This is a genomic window from Butyrivibrio sp. Su6, from assembly GCF_900108105.1.
Classification (GTDB): domain Bacteria; phylum Bacillota; class Clostridia; order Lachnospirales; family Lachnospiraceae; genus Butyrivibrio.
This window is the reverse complement of the sequence record NZ_FNUR01000003.1, coordinates 358,356-379,038: the sequence shown is the minus strand read 5'-3', so window position 1 is coordinate 379,038 and position 20,683 is coordinate 358,356. Positions and strand designations below refer to the sequence as shown.

At 41.9% G+C, this 20,683-nt stretch carries 17 protein-coding genes; 15 read left to right on the top strand and 2 right to left on the bottom strand.

Annotation, left to right across the window (positions count from 1 at the left end; translation table 11 throughout):
- Positions 1-33: 33 nt before the first annotated feature.
- Entirely contained in the window at positions 34-1,404 is a 1,371-nt protein-coding gene (locus C4S54_RS05780) for a sodium-dependent transporter (RefSeq protein WP_242973748.1), read from the top strand.
- Positions 1,405-1,464: 60 nt separating this feature from the next.
- Here C4S54_RS05780 and C4S54_RS05775 read toward each other — a convergent pair whose 3' ends face one another.
- On the bottom strand, positions 1,465-2,487 hold the full coding sequence (locus tag C4S54_RS05775) for a glycosyltransferase family 2 protein (protein WP_103868675.1): 1,023 nt from the start codon (positions 2,485-2,487) through the stop codon (positions 1,465-1,467).
- Between the two features lie 145 nt (positions 2,488-2,632).
- Here C4S54_RS05775 and C4S54_RS05770 point away from each other — a divergent pair, with 145 nt between their 5' ends.
- From C4S54_RS05770 to C4S54_RS05730, 9 genes are all read left to right on the top strand, one after another.
- Positions 2,633-3,139: an acyl-CoA thioesterase gene (locus tag C4S54_RS05770; RefSeq protein ID WP_022774634.1), complete on the top strand. Its 507-nt coding sequence runs from the start codon at positions 2,633-2,635 to the stop codon at positions 3,137-3,139.
- Positions 3,140-3,255: 116 nt separating this feature from the next.
- A complete protein-coding gene (gene ptb, locus C4S54_RS05765) occupies positions 3,256-4,164 on the top strand; it encodes a phosphate butyryltransferase (RefSeq protein ID WP_103868674.1) in 909 nt (302 codons plus the stop codon).
- Between the two features lie 34 nt (positions 4,165-4,198).
- The gene (buk, locus tag C4S54_RS05760) at positions 4,199-5,263 is read left to right on the top strand and encodes a butyrate kinase (RefSeq protein ID WP_103868673.1); all 1,065 of its coding nucleotides are present in this window, start codon (positions 4,199-4,201) and stop codon (positions 5,261-5,263) included.
- A 166-nt stretch (positions 5,264-5,429) separates the two neighbouring features.
- Positions 5,430-7,997, top strand: a complete 2,568-nt coding sequence (gene secA / locus C4S54_RS05755; protein WP_103868672.1) for a preprotein translocase subunit SecA — start codon at positions 5,430-5,432, stop codon at positions 7,995-7,997.
- 35 nt (positions 7,998-8,032) lie between these two features.
- Entirely contained in the window at positions 8,033-9,175 is a 1,143-nt protein-coding gene (gene prfB, locus C4S54_RS05750) for a peptide chain release factor 2 (RefSeq protein WP_103868671.1), read from the top strand.
- Between the two features lie 114 nt (positions 9,176-9,289).
- Complete coding sequence (locus tag C4S54_RS05745) at positions 9,290-10,372, top strand: GGDEF domain-containing protein (protein ID WP_160110692.1); 1,083 nt, start codon at positions 9,290-9,292, stop codon at positions 10,370-10,372.
- A 1-nt stretch (position 10,373) separates the two neighbouring features.
- Positions 10,374-11,312 carry an AAA family ATPase gene (locus tag C4S54_RS05740; RefSeq protein ID WP_103868669.1) on the top strand — a complete coding sequence of 313 codons (939 nt, stop codon included), beginning with the start codon at positions 10,374-10,376 and terminating at the stop codon, positions 11,310-11,312.
- Complete coding sequence (locus C4S54_RS05735; protein WP_103868668.1) at positions 11,312-12,436, top strand: DUF58 domain-containing protein; 1,125 nt, start codon at positions 11,312-11,314, stop codon at positions 12,434-12,436. Before C4S54_RS05740 ends, C4S54_RS05735 begins: the two co-directional genes overlap by 1 nt.
- Positions 12,429-13,523, top strand: a complete 1,095-nt coding sequence (locus tag C4S54_RS05730; RefSeq protein WP_103868667.1) for a hypothetical protein — start codon at positions 12,429-12,431, stop codon at positions 13,521-13,523. Before C4S54_RS05735 ends, C4S54_RS05730 begins: the two co-directional genes overlap by 8 nt.
- Here C4S54_RS05730 and C4S54_RS05725 read toward each other — a convergent pair.
- Positions 13,520-14,659 (bottom strand): hypothetical protein, encoded by a 1,140-nt coding sequence (locus tag C4S54_RS05725; protein ID WP_103868666.1) that lies wholly within the window; start codon positions 14,657-14,659, stop codon positions 13,520-13,522. The two genes, C4S54_RS05730 and C4S54_RS05725, sit on opposite strands and share 4 nt — an antisense overlap.
- 128 nt (positions 14,660-14,787) lie before the next feature.
- Between C4S54_RS05725 and C4S54_RS05720 the strand changes: the two genes are divergently transcribed.
- The 5 genes from C4S54_RS05720 to C4S54_RS05700 are packed head-to-tail and all read left to right on the top strand — an operon-like array spanning position 14,788 to position 20,667.
- Positions 14,788-15,810 carry a glycosyltransferase gene (locus C4S54_RS05720; RefSeq protein ID WP_103868665.1) on the top strand — a complete coding sequence of 341 codons (1,023 nt, stop codon included), beginning with the start codon at positions 14,788-14,790 and terminating at the stop codon, positions 15,808-15,810.
- Positions 15,810-16,847: a CDP-glucose 4,6-dehydratase gene (gene rfbG, locus C4S54_RS05715; RefSeq protein ID WP_103868664.1), complete on the top strand. Its 1,038-nt coding sequence runs from the start codon at positions 15,810-15,812 to the stop codon at positions 16,845-16,847. Before C4S54_RS05720 ends, rfbG begins: the two co-directional genes overlap by 1 nt.
- On the top strand, positions 16,847-18,196 hold the full coding sequence (gene rfbH / locus C4S54_RS05710; RefSeq protein ID WP_103868663.1) for a lipopolysaccharide biosynthesis protein RfbH: 1,350 nt from the start codon (positions 16,847-16,849) through the stop codon (positions 18,194-18,196). Before rfbG ends, rfbH begins: the two co-directional genes overlap by 1 nt.
- Complete coding sequence (locus C4S54_RS05705; protein ID WP_160110691.1) at positions 18,196-19,119, top strand: NAD-dependent epimerase/dehydratase family protein; 924 nt, start codon at positions 18,196-18,198, stop codon at positions 19,117-19,119. The genes rfbH and C4S54_RS05705 overlap by 1 nt, the downstream gene beginning before the upstream one ends.
- Before the next feature lie 3 nt (positions 19,120-19,122).
- On the top strand, positions 19,123-20,667 hold the full coding sequence (locus C4S54_RS05700; RefSeq protein WP_103868661.1) for a glycosyltransferase: 1,545 nt from the start codon (positions 19,123-19,125) through the stop codon (positions 20,665-20,667).
- Positions 20,668-20,683 lie beyond the last annotated feature (16 nt).

Genomic DNA, 20,683 nt, shown 5'->3' with positions numbered 1-20,683 from the left:
TTTTAAAGAAGTTGTTATAGATTGGAGAGTAGTATTTTGAAACAGGAACACAGAGGATCTTTTTCCGGAAAAATAGGCTTTGTATTGTCTGCGGCAGGCGCGTCAGTAGGCTTGGGAAATATTTGGAGATTCCCTTATCTTTGCGCTAAGTATGGCGGAGGCATTTTCCTTATCGTGTATATTCTTTTGGCGCTTACATTTGGATATACCATGATAATTGCTGAGACTGCTATTGGAAGATATACCAAGAAAAGCCCGGTTGGAGCATTTAACAGTATCAGTAACAATAAATTGATGGGACTTGGCGGATGGATCAATGCCATTATCCCAATCCTGATCGTTCCCTATTATTCAGTAATTGGCGGTTGGGTATGTAAATATCTTTTTGAATACATTACAAATGATGTTAACGTGATAGCAAGTGATACCTTTTTTACCGATTTTATAACTGATGGTATTGCGTCAGAACTTTGGTTTATAGTCTTCGCTGCTCTTGTCATGATAGTAATATTCATGGGAGTTGAGGGCGGAATAGAGCGTGTATCCAAAATGGTTATGCCTGTTCTTGTGGTACTTGCAGTTATTATCTGCGTTTACTCAGTAACAAGACCGGGAGCTTTGGAGGGTGTAAAGTATCTCTTTGTCCCTAATTTCCAGCACTTTTCCATCATGACTATAGTTACGGCCATGGGCCAGATGTTTTATTCCTTATCAATAGCGATGGGAATCCTCATCACTTTCGGTTCATATGTAAAAAAGGAAGTCAGCATTGAAGGCTCAACCAAGCAGGTTGAGTTCTTTGACACGATCATAGCTGTTCTTGCCAGCCTTATGATAATTCCTGCAGTATTCTCTTTTTATCACGGTGATGAGAGCATGCTCAAGGCAGGACCATCACTTATGTTTATAACTATGCCACAAATCTTTGCGAGCATGGGTTTTGGTAAGATCATAGGAATCCTTTTCTTTGCACTTGTCCTGTTTGCGGCAGTTACAAGTGCCATTGCACTTACAGAAAGCGCAGTTTCCACATTTGCCGATGAGTTTAAGTGGAGCAGAAAAAAGGGAAGCATAATAATGATCGTCATCATGCTTTTACTTGGAAGCCTTTCATCCCTTGGAAATGGGCCTCTTAGCTCTGTGACAATAATTGGAATGCAGTTCCTTGATTTCTTTGATTTCCTTACAAACTCAGTTATGATGCCTATTGCAGCTGTTGCTACATGTATCCTTATAACAAGGTTCATGGGAATTGAGAAGCTCGAAGCGGAAGTTGAGCAGGATGGACATCCATTTAAAAGAAAAGGAGTCTTCTCTTTTATGATCAGATTCCTTTGTCCTTTATTTGTACTTATTATTCTGGTAAGTGCGATACTTAATGTTTTTGGTATTATCAGTATGTGATAAAAAAGGAATTGCGGCATTGATCGATGATCTGTGCCGCAATTTTTATATACCCAATTATCAGTTTGTCTTTTTGTCATACATGTTGATGATAAGCTTGCAGATGCCAACAGTGACAGCATTTGGATGTTTCATACATGTATAGAGAAGCTTGTTTGATTTTGAAGTGATATCTATTTTTGTAGATGTCACTTTTTCTTTTATATCAGGTCGTAAAAAGAGATTCTTTACTCTTTTAAGTGTGTCTTTTTCAGGGCAGCGCAATTCGTTTTTAAGAATGACAAACAGCATTATAATAAACTCTCTGTCCATCTGTTTATCATAGTTTTCGATGTTTTTATCTGCAAAAATATCCCTGAAGGTTTTATCGGTAAGCTCCAGGTTCTGAAGGAGCTTTGAGTTGTAGGAATGAGCAATGGAGCTGCCTACAAGTCTGTAGTGATAATTATACGCGTCTTTTAGGATAACAAGTCTTTTGCAGTCCAAAAGGCAAGGAAGAGTAATGTTTACGTCTTCACTCATTGTAATGTCGTGATTGCAATACTTGAGGTTATCAAGCAAAAGCTTTCTGGAAATGAGCTTCATGCATCTGGACATAGTAACGGGACGGACTTCATCCCCAAGGATATGTGAGTGGAGAGCCTCAAGCTCTTTTCCCATGTAAACGCCGGGGGCAAGAGACTGTGTCTCTTTTCTGCGCTCGCCAGCCTTCTCAACAATATAGTTGCTTGCGATGATCTCTGAATCGGCAAAAGCAGGGTCTATGTGAGCCACAAGCTCTTTTGCCAGATCAAATTCAACCCAGTCATCGCTGTCGACAAAGGTGAGATAGTCCGATGTAGCAGCCTTGGCACCTGCTATCCATGCGGACATGAGGCCACCGTTCTCTTTGTGGATGACTCTGATGCGCTTGTCAAAAGAAGCATAGTCATCGCACATCTGTGGGCTTATACCGTCAGTTGAACCATCATCAATAAGAATGATCTCAATGTCTTCATAGGTCTGGCCCATCACTGAGGTCATGCAATCATCAAGATATTTAGCGGTGTTATAAACCGGAATAATAAAACTTATTTTAGCCATTTATATTTAAACTCCAATAAAATTTCTTTTCTTATATTAACACAGGGCAGTTCTTTTAACCACAAATCAACTCAGATATGATAGCATACTTCGGCAATTTAAGGTAAAATAGTCATATAAAAATCTCTCTTTGGAGGTACAGGGTATGGGCAAGGTATTTCATGTTGATAAGCAAATAGCGAACAAAAATGTTGAGGATTCCATCACTGAATGGACTAAGGTGGTTAAGTACGATGATATCAATGCCGAGGACAGACTCTTTGGCGGAAAACTTATGAGTTGGATTGATGAGGTTGCAGGAACTGTGGCTGTCAGACATTCAGGAAACCCAATAGCTACTGCAGCAATCGATAATATGCAGTTCAAGCAGGGGGCAGTTCTGGGCGATGTTCTTGTGATGATAGGCAAGATCACATATGTTGGCAAAACTTCAATGGAAGTAAGGGTAGATACCTATGTTGAGGATGTTAAGACGGGAATGCGCCATGTGCTCAACAGAGCATATCTTACTGAGGTGTGCATCGATGACGACGGGACACCATGCCTTGTTCCTTACGGACTTAATATAAAGACTGAAAATGAAAAGGCTGAGTGGGAGGGTGCCATCAAGAGGCGTGAGTTCCGCAAACAGCGCAGAATGGAAGGCTTCTAAATTCTAATAAAAAATTCATAAAGACGTTGAAATTAACAATAGGGAGTGTTAAACTTTTGTCATATGGCGAAGTTTAACACTTTCTTTACTTTATAGACAAATGGAGGTTTATTAAAATGAGTAAGAGCTTTGACGACATTCTTGCTAAACTTAAGACAGCAAGCACCAAGAAAATGTCTGTTGCAGTTGCACAGGACACACACGTTCTTGAGGCTGTCAAGATTGCAAAAGAGAGAGGAATCGTAGATTCTATCCTTGTTGGTGATAAGGACCTGATCGAGGAGAAGGCAAAAGAGGTTGGAATGGACCTTTCTGACTTCGATATCATCGATGTTAAGGACACTATCGAGGCAGCTCGCACAGCAGTTTCACTTGTATCATCAGGCAAGGCTGATATTTATATGAAGGGTGCTCTTGAGTCAAAAGACTTCCTTAAGAGCGTTCTTGATAAAGAAGTTGGTCTTCGTACAGGCCGTCCACTTTCTCACGTTTGCGTATTTGAAATCCCAGGCATTGACCGTCTCTTATTCCTTACAGACGTTGCTTTCATGCCATATCCAACACTTGAAGATAAGAAAGTTATTATTGAATATACAGTAGATGTTGCAAGAGCTTGCGGCGTTGAGTGCCCTAAGGTTGCTCCACTTGCAGCAGTTGAAGTTGTTAACCCTAAGATGCCTGTTACTGTTGAGGCAGCAGAGCTCACAAGACTTAATGAAGAGGGCGAGATCAAGAACTGTATCGTTGACGGACCTCTTTCAATGGACCTTGCTATTGACCCTGAGGCAGCTCAGCACAAGGCTGGCGCCCTTGACAGAAAGATTGTCGGCGACGCTGATATCCTTCTTTTCCCTGATATTCACGCAGGAAACCTTACATACAAGACTATCGTAAGACTTGCAAAGGTTAAGAACGGTAACATTCTTACAGGAACAAAGGCTCCTGTAATCCTTACATCAAGATCAGATTCTGTTGAAGTTAAGGTTAACTCAATCGCACTTGCTGCTGTTGTAGCTAATAAATAAGCCAAGAGGCGTAACTACATTAAGGAGAATAATCATGATAAAAAGTTTGATCATAAATCCGGGTTCTACTTCTACAAAGGTTGGTATTTTTGAAGATGAGACTCTTGTAAAAGAGGAAACATTAAGACACAGCACTGAGGAGATCAATCAGTTCGCAAGCATAATCAATCAGAAGGATTTCCGTAAGAACATCATTCTCGATTTCCTCAAAAAAGAGAGTATTGATATTAAGTCTTTTAATGTAATAGTTGGAAGAGGCGGTCTTTTAAGACCTATCCCTGGTGGTACATATGAGTGCACAGATGCTCTTTTAGAGGATCTTAAAAAGGGCGTTCAGGGCCAGCATGCTTCTAACCTTGGCGGTATCCTTGCAAGAGAGATCGGTGATGAGATCGGTGTTCCTTCTTACATCGTTGACCCTGTTGTAGTTGACGAGATGGAGCCTGTAGCACGTATCTCAGGTGTTCCTGAAATTGAGCGTGTATCTATCGATCATCCTCTTAACCAGAAGGCTGTTGCAAGAAGATATGCAAAAGAGATCGGCAAAAAATATGACGAGATCAGCGTAATTGTTGTACACATGGGTGGTGGTACATCAACAGGTGTTCATAAGAACGGCAAGATGGTAGATGTTTACGCAGCACTTAACGGTGACGGCGCATTTTCACCTGAGAGAGCAAACGGCATTCCTGCAAAGGCTCTTGTAGATATGTGCTTCTCAGGTAAGTACACATACGATGAGATGAAAAAGAAGATCGTCGGAGGCGGCGGACTTAATGCATATCTTGGAACTAACGATATGAGAGAAGTTAACAAGATGTGTGAAGAGGGCAATGAGAAGGCAATTCTTGTCCGCGATGCATTTATTTACCAGATCTGCAAGAACATTGGTGCTTGCGCAACAGTATTAAAGGGTAAAGTTGATCAGATTATTCTTACAGGTGGTATTGCTTACGGTCAGGTGATCACAGATGCCATCAAAGAGAGAGTTGACTGGATCTGCCCTGTAACTGTATATCCTGGTGAGGACGAGCTTCTTGCTCTTGCACAGGGTGCTATCCGCGTTATGAACGGTGAGGAACAGGCAAAAGAATATTGATGATTTATCAAGGGTGTCGGTCATTTTGACCGGCACCTTTTTGCTGCAATTAGATATTTACTAAGGTGACAAGCGTATTGAAAAGCTATCATTAATCTGCTACAATGTACAACGGACTTTTGCTAAAATATTGGGTTATTATGCCCTTTTTTATGAGGAATAAAACATGAGTATTATTGATAAGATTATTGGTACACATAGCGAAAGAGAACTTAAGAGAATCCGCAGCACTGTTGATTCAATTGAGGCTATGAGACCAAAGATGCAGGCTCTTTCTGATGAGGAACTCAGAGGCAAAACAGATGAGTTCAAGAAGAGACTGGCAAATGGGGAAACACTTGATGATATTATGCCTGAGGCATATGCGACAGTTCGTGAGGCAGGTAAGCGTGTTCTTGGAATGGAGCACTTCAGAGTACAGCTCATTGGTGGAGTTATCCTTCATCAGGGCAGAATCGCTGAGATGAGAACCGGTGAAGGTAAGACACTTGTGGCTACACTTCCTTCTTACCTTGACGCTCTTGAGGGCAAGGGTGTTCATGTAGTAACAGTTAACGATTACCTTGCAAAGCGTGACGCTGAGTGGATGGGTAAGATTCATGAGTTCCTTGGCCTTACTGTTGGTGTTGTTTTGAACAGCATGACTTCTGAAGAGAGAAGAGATGCTTATAACTGTGATATCACTTATGTTACAAATAACGAATTGGGATTTGATTACCTTCGTGATAACATGGCAATCTATAAAGAGCAGTGTGTTCTTCGTGGACTTAACTATGCCATCATCGATGAGATAGACTCTATCCTTATTGATGAAGCCAGAACACCTCTTATTATTTCCGGTCAGTCCGATAAATCAACAAAGCTTTATGAGGCATGTGACATCCTTGCCAAGCAGATGACACGTGGTGAGGATATGGAAGACCTCACTAAGATGGATGCCATCATGGGTGTTGAGAGAGAAGAGACCGGTGACTTTATCGTCAATGAAAAAGACAAGATCGTAAACCTTACAGCACAGGGTGTTGCCAAGGTTGAGAGATTCTTTAGAATTGAGAACCTTGCTGATCCGGAAAATCTTGAGATCCAGCACAATATCATCCTTGCTCTTCGTGCAAACAACCTTATGCAGAGAGATCACGACTACATCGTTAAGGATGATGAAGTTCTTATCGTTGATGAGTTTACAGGTCGTGTAATGCCGGGAAGACGTTATTCAGACGGTCTTCACCAGGCAATCGAGGCAAAAGAGCATGTTAAGGTTAAGAGAGAGTCCAAGACTCTTGCTACTATCACCTTCCAGAACTTCTTTAACAAGTTCGAGAAAAAGTGTGGTATGACAGGTACTGCTCTTACAGAGGAAAGAGAATTCCGTGATATCTACGGAATGGACGTTATCGAGATTCCTACAAATGAGCCTGTTATCCGTAAGGATCTTCAGGATGCAGTTTATAAGACTAAAAAAGAGAAATTAAATGCTATCTGCGATGCAGTAGAAGAAGCTCATGCAAAGGGACAGCCTGTACTGGTTGGTACCATCACTATCGAGTCTTCTGAGGAAATAAGTAAGCTCCTTAGAAAACGTGGTATTCAGCATCAGGTACTTAATGCCAAGTTCCATGAAATGGAAGCTGAGATAGTAGCAGAGGCAGGTAAGCACGGCGCAGTTACTATTGCTACTAACATGGCAGGTCGTGGTACTGATATTAAGCTTGATGAAGAGTCAAGGGCAGCAGGCGGACTTAAGATCATCGGTACAGAGAGACACGAGAGCAGACGTATCGACAATCAGCTCCGTGGTCGTGCCGGACGTCAGGGTGATCCTGGTGAATCCAAGTTCTACCTTTCACTTGAGGATAACCTTATGAGACTCTTTGGTTCAGAGAGACTTATAGCAATGTTCAATGCTCTTAAGATTCCTGATGGACAGGAAATTGAGCACTCATCTCTTTCAAAGGCTATTGAATCTGCTCAGAAGAAGATCGAGTCCAATAACTATGCTATCAGAAAGAACCTTCTCGAGTATGACCAGGTTAACAATGAGCAGAGAGAGATCATCTATGCAGAGCGTAAGAAAGTTCTTGATGGAGATTCCATGAGGGATTCAATCTACAAGATGATCACTGATATTGTAGAAAATGCGGTAGAGACAGTTGTAGGCGAGGAGAATGATCCTGATAACTGGAACCTTGCAGAGCTCAATGAGCTTTTGCTTCCAACTGTTCCACTTAAGAAGATCACAAGAGGACGTATCGAGACTCTTACAAAAGCAGGACTTCTTCAGCAGTTAAAAGAGGAAGCAGTTAAGCTTTACGAGACAAAAGAGGCAGAGTTCCCTGAACCTGAAACAATCCGTGAGATCGAGCGTGTAATCCTTCTGAAAGTAATTGACAGAAAGTGGATGGATCATATCGATGATATGGATCAGCTCCGTCAGGGAATCGGTCTTCAGGCATATGGCCAGAGAGATCCTAAACTTGAGTACAAGCTTGCAGGCTACGAGATGTTTGATGATATGACCAGAAACATCAAGGAAGATACAGTGAGACTTCTTTTCCATGTTCATATCGAGGAGAAGGTTGAGCGTGAGCAGGTAGCCAAGGTTACAGGAACAAATAAGGATGATTCAGTTGCAAAGACTCCTGTTAAGAGAGTTGAAGCTAAGGTTTATCCAAATGATCCATGTCCATGCGGAAGTGGCAAGAAGTTCAAGAATTGTCACGGAAGAGTACAGTAATACGTTTGAGAAGTTTGTTATAGAAAGGTAAGTTTATGGTAGTTTTAGATCAGATGAAGGTTGAGATCCAGAACCTGCAGGATACTTTAAAAGAAGTTACTGCTTCTCTTGACCTTGAGTCTAAGAAAAAGATAATTGAAGAGCTTAGTCGTGAGATGGAAGAGCCTGGTTTCTGGGATGACGCAGAAAAGGCCAACAAGAAGACAAAAGATCTTAAGAATATGCAGGATCTTGTTGAAAACATCGAAAGACTTAACAATCAGTACGGCGATATTATTGATCTTATCGATATGCAGAATGCAGAAGGCGTAGATGATGATGATATGGCTGCTGAGATTAGATCAGAGCTTGATGAGTTTGAGGAGACTTTAGAGAATATCCGTATCAGCAATCTTCTCAACCAGCCTTATGATAAATATGATGTAATCCTTCGACTCAACGCAGGAGCAGGCGGAACAGAGGCTTGTGACTGGGCAAGCATGCTCTATCGTATGTACACTAGATGGGCAGAGAGAAAGGGCTTCACAACAGAAGTTCTCGATCTTCTCGATGGTGATGAAGCCGGAATCAAGTCAGTTACATTCCAGATTTCAGGAACAAATGCTTATGGACTTTTAAAGTCAGAGCACGGTGTTCACAGACTTGTTCGTATCAGTCCGTTCAATGCACAGGCTAAGCGTCAGACATCATTCGTATCATGCGATGTTATGCCTGATATTGAAGAGGATGTAGATGTAGAGATCAATCCTGATGATCTTAGAATTGATACATATCGTTCAAGTGGTGCCGGTGGACAGCACATCAATAAGACATCATCAGCTGTACGTATCACACATATTCCTACAGGCGTTGTAGTTGCCTGCCAGAATGAGCGTTCACAGTTCCAGAATAAAGATAAGGCTATGCAGATGTTGAAGGCTAAACTGTTCATTATGAAACAGGAAGAGCAGGCTGCAAAGCTTGACGGAATCCGTGGTGAAGTAAAGGATAATGCATGGGGAAGCCAGATCAGATCCTATGTACTTCAGCCATACACAATGGTAAATGATACAAGAACAGGATTTAAGGCATCAAACGCGGATGGCATTCTTGATGGTGATCTTGATCCATTTATCAATGCATATCTTAAGTGGCTTGCAACAGGTGGTAAGCCGGTTGGAGATACTTCGGAAGAATAATTACAGGGGATGCGACTTTTATGCCGCATCCTTTTTTGATGTTTTTTATTCAAAAAAATGACTTTCGAAATTTACCTATTCCTAGTACAATATTGTATTAGGGGAGTTGTACTTATGAAAATTATTGAAAATGCCAAGGCTTTATTGAATTTATTTAAAGATTACCGTTCTATGAATGATGATGATCTGGCTGATTTTTACCAGTCAAAATGTGATTATTATCAGAATTATGTCGCTATCAGTTTAGTGGTTGGCGCATTTTTTTCTATTACATATATTTTCTCTGATTATTTGCTCAATGGCACTTATCTTCCGACACTTATTCCAAGATTTTCAATACTTGTAGCGCTGGCGCTTTTTCTGGTGCTCATTAATTTTGTGCGCGACAGCAAACTCATCACCTTTTTGGATTTTGCCCTTGCGCACTGCATAGTGCTTGCGACTATGTGGTCCATCTATCATCTTGATATCAAGGTTCATGCCAGTGAAGGCTTCATAATCATGAACGTGGTATTTTTGACAGTTGGATTTGTTTCAAGACCAAGATATACCTTTCTTTCCAGTGTGATCTTTATTCTTGAGATCCTTATCACCAACACTTTTAATCACTATCCAAATCTTGATATTATTCTTGCGCTGCAGATCCCGGTTGGTCTTGCGGTTATAAGTTCACATGTGCTTCTGACATTGTATTACCTTGATCATTACAGGGTTCGCCAGAAGCTTGAACTTGCGATGGTTACAGACCCGCTCACTCAGGTTTATAACAGACACCTTTTGGAAAAAATTGTAACAAAGAATGCTCTTATTGATGCTCAGGAGCCTATCGCAATAGCAATGCTTGATATCGATTACTTTAAGCAGGTCAATGATGAGCATGGTCACTATACAGGGGACCTTACACTTTTGTATATCGGTAAAAAGCTTTCAACAGAAACTCACGGTGATGACTATGTTATCAGATTTGGCGGTGAGGAATTCATTATTATCTTCAAGAACTGCGATGTGAATAATGCCTGCGCAAGAATGGAACAGTTCAGGCGCGATATAGAGGCTGCTACAGATACACCTGTTCCCTTTACGGTATCTGTGGGCGTTTCCAAGTACACGGGCGATTTTGCAAAGAGTATACAGAACGTTGATTCAGCTTTGTACAAGGCTAAAAATACAGGAAGAAACAAGGTAGTGGTTGTTTAATATGGGGAGCATAAAAGATATTCGAGATAATGTAGCGAGGGTCTTAGTTGGTAAGGACGAGACAGTTCTTTTGACAGTGATTGCTATGGTGGCCGGTGGACATGTTCTATTAGAGGATGTTCCCGGAACCGGCAAGACCATGCTTGCTAAGGCACTGGCCAGATCAGTAGATGGAAGTTTTAAAAGAATTCAGTTTACACCGGACCTTCTCCCATCTGATATTACAGGACTTAATGTTTATCAGATGTCTAAGGGAGAATTTGTTTTTAACAAGGGCCCGGTTTTTTGTAACATTCTTTTAGCGGATGAGATAAACAGAGCAACACCCAGAACTCAGGCGGGACTTCTTGAGTGTATGGAGGAGAGGCAGGTAACAATTGATGGGCAGACAAGAACTCTTGAGAGGCCTTTCTTTGTTATTGCAACTCAGAACCCTGTTGAGACCAGCGGAACCTTCCCTCTTCCGGAGGCACAGCTGGACAGATTTCTTATGAAGCTGTCTGTAGGATTTCCTGACAGAGCTGAGGAGATAAAGATATTAGAGCGCTTTGACGGAAGTGGAAGCAGTGAATCTTTGGAAAAGATCGGCCCTGTAGCAGGTCCAAAAGAGATAGAAGAAATGCATGATGAGGCTATGAAGGTGAAAGTGCATCCTCAGATAAAAGAGTACATTGCTGACATTATAGTTGCCACCAGAAACAGAAGGGATGTGTCTTCCGGTGTCAGCACAAGAGGAAGTCTTGCGCTTCTTAACTGCGCCAAGGTTTTGGCCTATGCTGAGGGCAGGGACTATGTTGTTCCTGAGGATATCAAGAGGCTTGCAGTGCCTGTTCTGGCCCATAGACTTATTCTTTCTTCCGGCTATGGGGTAAATGCTGATGCAAGTGGAATAATTCAGAGCATTCTTGATGAGATCTCTGTACCGACTGAGGATTTCTGATGCCTATTATACTTATACCGATAGTTATTTTTGCTTTATATCGTTTTGAAAAATGGCTTTTTGGCAACTTTTGGGACAAAGGGCTTATGGCCAGACTTGTTTTTGTGGAAGAAGCGGTAAATGAGGGAGATAAGGCTCATTTGCAGGAGGTTATCACGAACAGGAACTTTTTGCCTCTTCACATTTTGCAGGTCAGCTTCCAGACTGATAAGGGTCTTGAGTTTTCCGATGGGACCAATTCCTCTGTCTCTGACAGGGTCAATGTGACGGATGTGTTCAGTCTTGGACTATATGAAAAGATAACAAGAAGGCTGGAGCTTGATTGCCGAAAAAGAGGGTATTACAGCATTTTGAAGACTTCTCTTAAGGCGTCAGATCTTTTTAGCCCTGATATCAGATACAACACCTTTGAACAGCACACAAATCTCTATGTCTATCCGGCGCCGCTTTCTGTCAGTAAGACAGAAGTGCCATTCAGGCAGCTTATGGGGGATGTGCTTTCAAAGCGTTTTTTGTATGAAGATAATTTTACTTTTCGCGGAATCAGGGATTATTCCAGGACTGATCCACAGAACATGGTGAACTGGAAGGCAACTGCCAAGACTGGGGATCTGAAGGTAAATCTGCATGATCACACCTCTTCTCAGGAAGTGAAGTTTATTTTAAATGTGGATGAGCCTGGGATTTTGTTCGAAAGGGAACTTTTGGAGGACTGTATAAGGCTTACCATGTCTTTGGCTGGGAGATTTATTTCAGAAAATGTGCCGGTATCTCTTTTGACTAATGGAAGAGACAAGGTTACAGGGGAAAACATATCTCTGATGGCGGGAGCTTCAGCACTTCATATGGTCAGCGTCAAAAGAGCTCTTACAAGGATCGACCTTGAAAAGACAACTCCCAATTCTATGGCTGAAATTGTGGAAAGAGAAGTGGCAAACGTTGATATAGAAAATACTACCTTTTGCTATATTTCTACCACCAGAGGCGATGATTCTTTAAAGGCAGCAGGTCTTTTGGCCCAAAAGGCAGGGAAACTTTTGTGGCTGTGTCCACTCACCAAGGACATGAAGAAGGAGTGTCCTGCAGATTCTAAGATTGATTTCAAAGTGGTCATACATGAATAAGCGAATAGAAATATTAAGGATAATAAACAACATAGTCATAGCCCTGAGCCTGAATATTCTGGGGATTATGTCACTTGGGCTTGGCCTCAAAAAGGAAGTGGTCATTGTATTTTTGGGGATCACTTTACTTTTGGTGCTGATAATAACTGCTCTTGAGAGAGTGAGAGAAAACCTTGTTTTTTATCCTGAGATCTCTGAGGCTTTTTTCTTTATCGTTCTCTATATCTTTTGCAGGATCGCAAAGATTCAGGAAGGCGTGATCATAGTTCTTGCAGGTGAGGCTGTATGGGGGATTCTGGCGGTTTTGTATTACAACGCCAGGCAGATACTGGATGCAATGGTTCCATTTAAAGACGGAGCAAGTGTTCCTATGGACATGGTAAAAAAGAATAATGGCAAGATGGTCAGCTTGTCAGTGGCAGCGGTGGCTCTTTCAATGTTTATCTGTACTTTGCTTGATTACGGAAAAGAGATAGCGGCTGCGGCAAAGTACCTGATTATCAGCTTTCTCAGGTGGCTTTTTGGATTTTTTAAGTTTAAAGAGCATGAAGAATATGTACCTCTACAGGAGAAGCAGGAATTTGGGCAGCTTCAGAGTCTTTTGCCTGAAGATTATGAGGATGATTCTATTTGGCACAGCATCTGGGAAATTCTGTACTGGGTTCTGGCAACGGTTGTCCTTATTGCTGCGATAGTTCTTTTGATAAGGGGAATAGGCAGACTCTACAGGACGCTTAAAAACTCAAGGAACGTTCTTAAAGATAAGCTTATGCGTGATAAAATTGAGTATTTAAGCCCCTTTGATAAAAAAGAAAGCGGAAAATCCGGCAACGGAAGCGGATCTTTTTTGCAGATGAGGCTCAGCAACGAGGGGAGAGTAAGGCTCCTATTTAAGAAGTATATTAAAAACGGAAGCGGCTATGCTGATGTCAGGGAAAGCCAGACGCCAAGTGAACTTGAAAAAACTTCAAATGGAAGGGCGTCTGCGGCTTTTAGTATCTATGAAAAGGCTAGATACAGTGAACATCAGGTAACCGCTGAAGATTTGAAAAATATTAAAAAAGCTGTAAAGGGGCAGGATTTTTAAAATATGGAGCTGACATCCGTGATGCTGTTGTCAGTCACCTTAAATGACCAGATTGAGTGGCCCTTAAGTCTGTGCTCTGTAAGAAAATAGGTATCGTCTACATTCGAGATGTAGTAAGGAGTTCCGCCTCCAATGAAGTACTCTGAGTAGATATCTTCATATTTTCCCTGGCTCAGGTCATACAGGGAAGGGGTTTTTATTATGGTTGCGTAATCCTGTGAACCTGTTGTGTCTGTTGAAACAGAAATATAATAGTAATCCTGGATCTTGGTAATCTGCACCATTCCTGCGACTTCTGCGGGGACGGTGTATTTTTCTTTTATCTCTAAGGTATCGAGGTCGCACATTATGATGTTGGAAGCTTCGGCGGAATCTGTATCGGAAACTCCTGAAACAAAGTATATGTAGCCATCAATTATAGAGAATGAGCGGACGTAGATCCCGTCAAGCTCGTTGATTTTCTTTATATCTGTGAGATACATCCTTGTGGAATCGGATGTATGTCTGAAGCAGTAAAGCTCCCCGGTCGTAGAACTCCATACATAGAAGGTGTCGGTGATATCGTTGTAAACGGTGTAATGTGGCCTGTTTCCTATATCATAAAAGGTCTGCGTATGGACAAATTTGTCATTAACTTTTTCATAGATGAGAACTCTGTTATTCTCTGTGTCATCGATCATGTAGACGGAGCCGTCGCTTGCAATTGTGTGAGGCTGTGTGGCATCTCCTGACATGATGTACCACTCATCGAGTGGAGCATTCAGATCGTCTGAGTAAATGACTCTGTTGTGGTAGCAGTCTACTATGAACCAGGTATCATCCTGCCTGGTAATGTAAGTTGGCACGCTGAGCTCGGTGTCGTAGTTTTGTACAACGTCTACGCCTGCTATAGCATCTTCAATGTCAACGTCGTCCTCTGCCTCTGCAAGCTCCTGGCCGAGTGAAGTAAGGCTTGATTCCTTGATATATGTTGTTCCATCAAAAGGTGATGAAGGAGTCAGAGTAGTTGAAGCAAAAGAGGCCTGGCTGGTTTCTGCAGGCGCTGAAACAGAGTCTGCACCTGAAATCTGGCATCCTGTGAGCATTGAAATGACCAAGATAAGGCCTGTTGTTTTATGTAAAAATGTCTTTTTCATTAAAATATGTCCCTTTTCAAAACTCCTTTTAGTTTACATTATGTTTGTTTCAAGGTAAAGGATATTGAAAAATATACTATAAAACGTTACGATTATTATAATAATATCGCATATCCAGGGGGTATAGTATGGTTACGATCAGTCTCTGTATGATAGTTAAAAATGAAGAAAATTGCCTTGAGAAGTGCCTTGGCAGCCTAAAAGGCCTTGTTGACGAGATGATTGTGGTTGATACCGGGTCTACAGACAGGACAAAAGAAATTGCGAATGCCTTCGGTGCTAAAGTTTACGACTTTAAGTGGACCGGAGATTTTAGTGAGGCCAGAAATTTCTCTTTTTCCAAGGCAACCTGTGACTACATATATTCGGCAGATGCAGATGAGGAGCTGGATGAGACAAACAGGGAAAGGTTTTTGCAGATGAAAAGAGATCTGGAAGAGCTTGATATTGACATCGTACAGATGTACTATTGTAACCAGTTGTCTTTTAGGACGGTTTATAACTTTGATAGAGAATTAAGACCAAAGCTCTTTAAGAGAGTCAGGTATTTTACATGGGAAGACCCTATTCATGAACAGGTGGTTTTGGATCCTGTTATCGTTAATTCTGAGATTGAGATCATACACAATCCCGGTGAGAATCACTCTGCCAGAGATTTGAATACATTCAGAAAGGCCATCGCAGATGGGAAATTCCTGTCAAGGCGCCTTTATGGGATGTATGCAAGAGAGCTGATGATGGCCGGAACTGATGATGACTTTTTGAAAGCAAAAAGTTTTTTTGAAGAATCACTAAAGGATACCCACAGAAGTCTTGATGAGATAAAAGAGGGAAGCTGCATTCTGTCGCATATTGCTGTGATAGAGGGAGATGTGTCAGCTCTTTTGAAGTATGCCTTAAAAGACGCAATAACTGAAATGTCCAGTGAGGTTTGCTACGAACTTGGTGATTTTTACTATAGCCAAAAGGACTATGATGAGGCTATAGTGTGGTATTATAATGCAGCATACGAGTGCGAGAGCATTCTGGATGTTAAAAAATCAAAAGAGCTTCCAAGGCTTGCGATTGCCAAATGCTACAGAGCCCTTGGCAACAGTGAGCTTGCAGAAGATTATGAAAAGGAAGCTTTAGAAGTACAAAAGGAAGAGTAATGTTAGAGTTTTACAAAGGAAAAAGGGTGCTTGTCACCGGGCATACAGGCTTTAAGGGAAGCTGGCTGACCAAGATCCTGGTCATGGCCGGAGCTAAAGTCTATGGCTATGCATTATCTCCTGAGGGAGATGAGAATTTATTTGAGATTTCCAAAGTGGGTGATGATATTTGCTCATGTATTGGAGATATCAGAGATTTTGACAAATTAAAAAGTTTCTTTGACGAGGCAAAACCGGAGATAGTTTTTCATCTGGCTGCCCAGCCCATTGTCAGAGATTCTTATGAAAGACCGCGCTATACCTATGAAACAAATGTCATGGGTACGGTAAATATCTGCGAGTGCGTGAGAGAGTCAGGCACTGTCAGATCTTTTTTGAATGTTACAACTGATAAGGTTTATCAGAACAATGAGTGGGAATGGGGCTACAGAGAGGATGAGAAGCTGGACGGCTATGACCCGTATTCCAACAGCAAGTCCTGTTCTGAGCTTGTCACTCATTCATATATCAATTCTTTTTTTAAGGAACTTGGAATTGCTACATCCACAGCCAGAGCCGGAAATGTTATAGGCGGCGGTGATTTTGCAAAAGACAGGATTGTTCCTGACTGCGTAAGAGCGGCCAGAAGCGGACAAAAGATAACACTTAGAAATCCTGATTCTACAAGGCCATATCAGCATGTACTTGAGGCTTTGTCAGCATATCTTTTGATCGCTCAGAAGCAGTATGAAGATGGTGGTTATGCGGGCTACTATAATGTAGGTCCCAACGAGTCTGATGCTGTTACCACCCTTAAGATTGCCAGGTTATTTAAGGAAAAATATGGCAAGCCTGATATTGAGATTAAATCTGATAATGGACCTCACGAGGCCAATTATCTTAAGCTCGACTGCTCAAAAATTAAGAGCAGACTGGGCTGGGCGCCAAAGTGGGATATTGATATGGCTGTTGAAAAGACGGCTGAGTGGACCCGTGGGTACCTTGAGGGGCACGCAATAGAAGTTATGGAAAAAGAAATAAAGGAGTATTTTAATTAATGATAGACAATGAAGCACAAAAGGCTGCAAGAAAGCAAATCTTGGATCTTGTGGCAGATTACTATGATAAATTTTTGAAGGTAGATAATACAGGCTTTGAAGAAGGTGACAGGATTCCCTATTCAGGAAGAGTCTTCGATGAGAAAGAAGTTAAAAACCTTGTGGATTCATCCCTTGATTTCTGGCTTACAGCTGGAAGATATACAGATGAATTTGAAGAGAGATTTGGAAAGCTCCTTGGAGTAAAGGGCGTAAGCCTTGTAAATAGCGGATCTTCAGCTAACCTCATCGCATTTATGGCTCTTACAGCTCCTGAACTTGGGGACAGAAGAGTGAAAAAAGGCGACGAAGTAATAACAGTTGCCTGCGGATTCCCTACAACTATCGCACCTATCATCCAGTACGGCGCAGTTCCTGTATTTGTTGACGTTACAATTCCTCAGTACAACATTGATGTGAACAGGCTTGAAGAGGCCTTGAGTGAAAAGACAAAGGCAGTTATGATCGCGCATACCTTAGGTAATCCTTTCGACTTAAAGCATGTAAGAGAGTTCTGCGACAGGCATAATTTATGGCTTATTGAGGATAACTGTGATGCTCTCGGCTCAAAATATGAGATCGACGGTGAAACAAGATTTACAGGAACCTGGGGCGATATCGGAACATCAAGCTTTTACCCGCCACACCATATCACTATGGGAGAAGGCGGATGCGTTTATACCAACAACGGACTCTTGCACAGAATGGTAAGAAGCTTCAGAGACTGGGGAAGAGACTGTGTATGTCCTCCCGGAAAAGACAACTTCTGCGGCCACAGATTTGACGGCAAGTTTGGAGACCTTCCTGTTGGATACGACCACAAATACGTATACAGCCATCTTGGTTACAATCTCAAAGCAACAGATATGCAGGCAGCAGTTGGATGTGCTCAGCTTGATAAGCTTATTCCTTTTGCAAATGCCCGCAGAAATAACTGGGAAATGCTTAAAAAAGAGCTTGAGAGCGTAAGCGATGTTCTTATTCTTCCTGAGGCAGCAGAGAACTCCAATCCTTCATGGTTTGGCTTTATCATGTGCGTAAAAGAGGAGAGCGGTGTATCAAGAAATGATATAACAAAGGCTCTTGAAGCAAACAATATTCAGACAAGACTTCTTTTCTCTGGAAATATCTTGAGACATCCTTGCTTTGCTGAGTATAAAGAGGGCACAGACTACAGAGTTGTAGGTTCTCTTGAAGTTACAGATAGAGTTATGAACAATGCATTCTGGGTAGGCGTTTATCCGGGAATGAATGAGAAAAAGATTAAGTTTATGGCCAGCATTATCAGAAAGGCCCTTGGAAGGGAATGATGAGGACTGCTATTGTAACAGGCGCATTTGGATTTGCAGGTGTCAATCTTGTAGAGGAACTTTTGGAAAATGACTATGTTGTTTATGCCATTGGAAGAGAAGGTTCACTCCACAATGACAGATTTGGAAATGTTCAAAATTTGAAATCACGCTTCATCAATATGGAGGACTACGACAAGATTGGGACTCTTATTGATGAAGAGGATGTTAAGGATAAAGAGGTTATCTTTTTTCACCTGTCCTGGGGCGGTGGAAGGGATGACTTTGATGCTCAGCTAAAAAACATAGACGGAAGCCTTAAAGCTATGGACAGCGCTATTTCTTTTGCTAAAAAAGGGGCTAAAGTGGCCTTTGTCGGCATTGGATCTCAGGCGGAGTATGGTGTTAAGACTGATTCAAAAGAGCTTGATGAAAATGCGCTTTTAGAGCCGTTTTCCGCCTATGGAGCTGCAAAGGCAGCAGCTTACCATCTTCTAAAGAATAAAGCGAAAAAAGCCGAAATACACTTTGTGTGGGGCAGAATTTTCAGCCTCATAGGAAAGTATGAGCCATCTGGCAGAATGCTGCCGGATCTGGTGATGAAACTAAAAAGAGGCGAAGATGTATTCTTAAGTTCCTGCAGACAGTATTGGGACTATCTGGATGCAAAAGATGCAGCCAGGGCCATTATGCTTCTTGGAGAAAAAGGAAGAGATGGCGAAGTTTACAATATTGCAAGCGGCGATTATAAGGAGCTGAAAGCCTTTGTAAAAGAGGCAGCAGATCATCTTGGGGCAGATGAAAAGCTTTTGCACTTTGGAAATGATCCAATGCCCTATGTTTCTTTTAAACCATCGGTGAAAAAGCTCATGGAAGATACCGGATTTAGAGCTGAGACTTCATTTTTGGATTCTATCGATAACTATGATCAAACTGTAAGGTGAGACATGTACGAAAGACTGCAGGAGCTGATTTCAAGCGGAGATTACAAGGAGGCCCTCTACGAGTTCCAGGAGGAGTTTCTTCATATTGACCGGCAGACTGATGAGGATGCGGCCAGACTTTGCCTTCTTGAGGCCTCTCTCTGGGAGGCGCTTGAGGACAGTTTTGCAGAATTTGATGCTATAGCAAGGGGGATGAAGTATGATCCCCAAAACTATGAGCTCTTTTACATGTTGGGACTTTTTTATAAGGACGTAAACATTAATAAAGCATATCTTTGTGTGCAGCAGGCACTTCTTTATTGTGAGGTGCCCGAGGATGCTGCGGCTATCAGAGATATGCTTTTTGAATTGGAAAAAGACTGCTCGCTCAGGGTAAAAAAGCTAAGTATAATGGTACTTTCTTACAATGATCCTGAGCTTTTGAAAAAGTGCATTGAGAGCATTGAAAATACCTGTTTTCTTGAGGATACAGAGGTTGTGGTCGTGGATAATAATTCCACTGATGAAATGGTAAAAGAGTATCTGAGAGAAAAGGAAGGCTCTGCTTCATATGACTTTAGGCTTATTGAGAATGAAGAAAATATGGGCTTTCCCTTAGGCTGCAACCTAGGAGCCAAAAACTGTGATAAGGACAGGGATATTTTCTTTTTAAATAATGATGCGGTACTTATGCCAAACGCTGTGTTCTTCCTTAGAATGGGACTTTATGAGGACAGAAATGTCGGCGCAGTGTCGGCTTTGTCAAACAGCGCATCACTTCAGGAAATAGAGCCAAAGAATTTTGAAAAGTATGCAGGGAGAGACCTGGGACAGCTGTGGCACAAGGAACTTCCTCTTGAGGAGAGCCTTAGGATCTTTAATAGCTATTCAAAGGATATGAGTATACCAAAGCATGATCCTTATATCAGGCGTTTTAGACTTACAGGCTTTGCACTTATGGTCTCCAAAGAAGCCCTTGATGTGGTGGCACCTGGAAGGGATGTGTTTGACGGACTCTTCTCCCCGGGGTATTTTGAGGATGATGACCTTGGAATGAGGCTTGCAAGAGCGGGATTTATGCAGCTTGTCTGCGATAACAGCTTTATCTATCACCATGGAGGCAGCGGTTTTGAGGGGCATAATGACGCCATGGAAAAAGGACGACAGAAGTTTATAGACAAGTGGGGATTTGATGTCTGGGGCTACAGCCTTCACTGGGATGAAGCCTGTAAGGCAATAGTGGAGCTATATAATGAGCGAAAAGAACCACTGAGAGTAATTGATTTTACCTGCGGATTTGGGGCTACTGCATCGTTTTTAAAACATGAAATTCCTGATATATATGTGGCGGGCGTTTGCAGGGTGCCTTTTGCAGCAAGCATCGCAAGAAATATGGCCGATTCGGTCGCCTGGGGGGATCTAAATCTCTGCAGACTGCCCTGGAAGAATCATTCTTTTGACGTGGCTTTAATAGACAGGACTGACGTGTGCAAGGTGAGGGCTTCACAATTTGTCAAACAAAATGGTATCATTATAGATGAGGAATTTTTCAAAGGAGACGAAGAGTAGTCAATGCGTTGTCATA

Bases quoted from the DNA above. Each gene is read 5' to 3' on its own strand.
- rfbH (WP_103868663.1), top strand. From the start codon at position 16,847: ATGATAGACAATGAAGCACAAAAGGCTGCAAGAAAGCAAATCTTGGAT.
- rfbG (WP_103868664.1), top strand. From the start codon at position 15,810: ATGTTAGAGTTTTACAAAGGAAAAAGGGTGCTTGTCACCGGGCATACA.
- C4S54_RS05740 (WP_103868669.1), top strand. From the start codon at position 10,374: ATGGGGAGCATAAAAGATATTCGAGATAATGTAGCGAGGGTCTTAGTT.
- C4S54_RS05725 (WP_103868666.1), bottom strand. From the start codon at position 14,659: ATGAAAAAGACATTTTTACATAAAACAACAGGCCTTATCTTGGTCATT.
- secA (WP_103868672.1), top strand. From the start codon at position 5,430: ATGAGTATTATTGATAAGATTATTGGTACACATAGCGAAAGAGAACTT.
- C4S54_RS05700 (WP_103868661.1), top strand. From the start codon at position 19,123: ATGTACGAAAGACTGCAGGAGCTGATTTCAAGCGGAGATTACAAGGAG.
- C4S54_RS05730 (WP_103868667.1), top strand. From the start codon at position 12,429: ATGAATAAGCGAATAGAAATATTAAGGATAATAAACAACATAGTCATA.
- buk (WP_103868673.1), top strand. From the start codon at position 4,199: ATGATAAAAAGTTTGATCATAAATCCGGGTTCTACTTCTACAAAGGTT.
- C4S54_RS05745 (WP_160110692.1), top strand. From the start codon at position 9,290: ATGAAAATTATTGAAAATGCCAAGGCTTTATTGAATTTATTTAAAGAT.
- C4S54_RS05705 (WP_160110691.1), top strand. From the start codon at position 18,196: ATGAGGACTGCTATTGTAACAGGCGCATTTGGATTTGCAGGTGTCAAT.
- C4S54_RS05775 (WP_103868675.1), bottom strand. From the start codon at position 2,487: ATGGCTAAAATAAGTTTTATTATTCCGGTTTATAACACCGCTAAATAT.
- C4S54_RS05735 (WP_103868668.1), top strand. From the start codon at position 11,312: ATGCCTATTATACTTATACCGATAGTTATTTTTGCTTTATATCGTTTT.
- prfB (WP_103868671.1), top strand. From the start codon at position 8,033: ATGGTAGTTTTAGATCAGATGAAGGTTGAGATCCAGAACCTGCAGGAT.
- ptb (WP_103868674.1), top strand. From the start codon at position 3,256: ATGAGTAAGAGCTTTGACGACATTCTTGCTAAACTTAAGACAGCAAGC.
- C4S54_RS05770 (WP_022774634.1), top strand. From the start codon at position 2,633: ATGGGCAAGGTATTTCATGTTGATAAGCAAATAGCGAACAAAAATGTT.
- C4S54_RS05720 (WP_103868665.1), top strand. From the start codon at position 14,788: ATGGTTACGATCAGTCTCTGTATGATAGTTAAAAATGAAGAAAATTGC.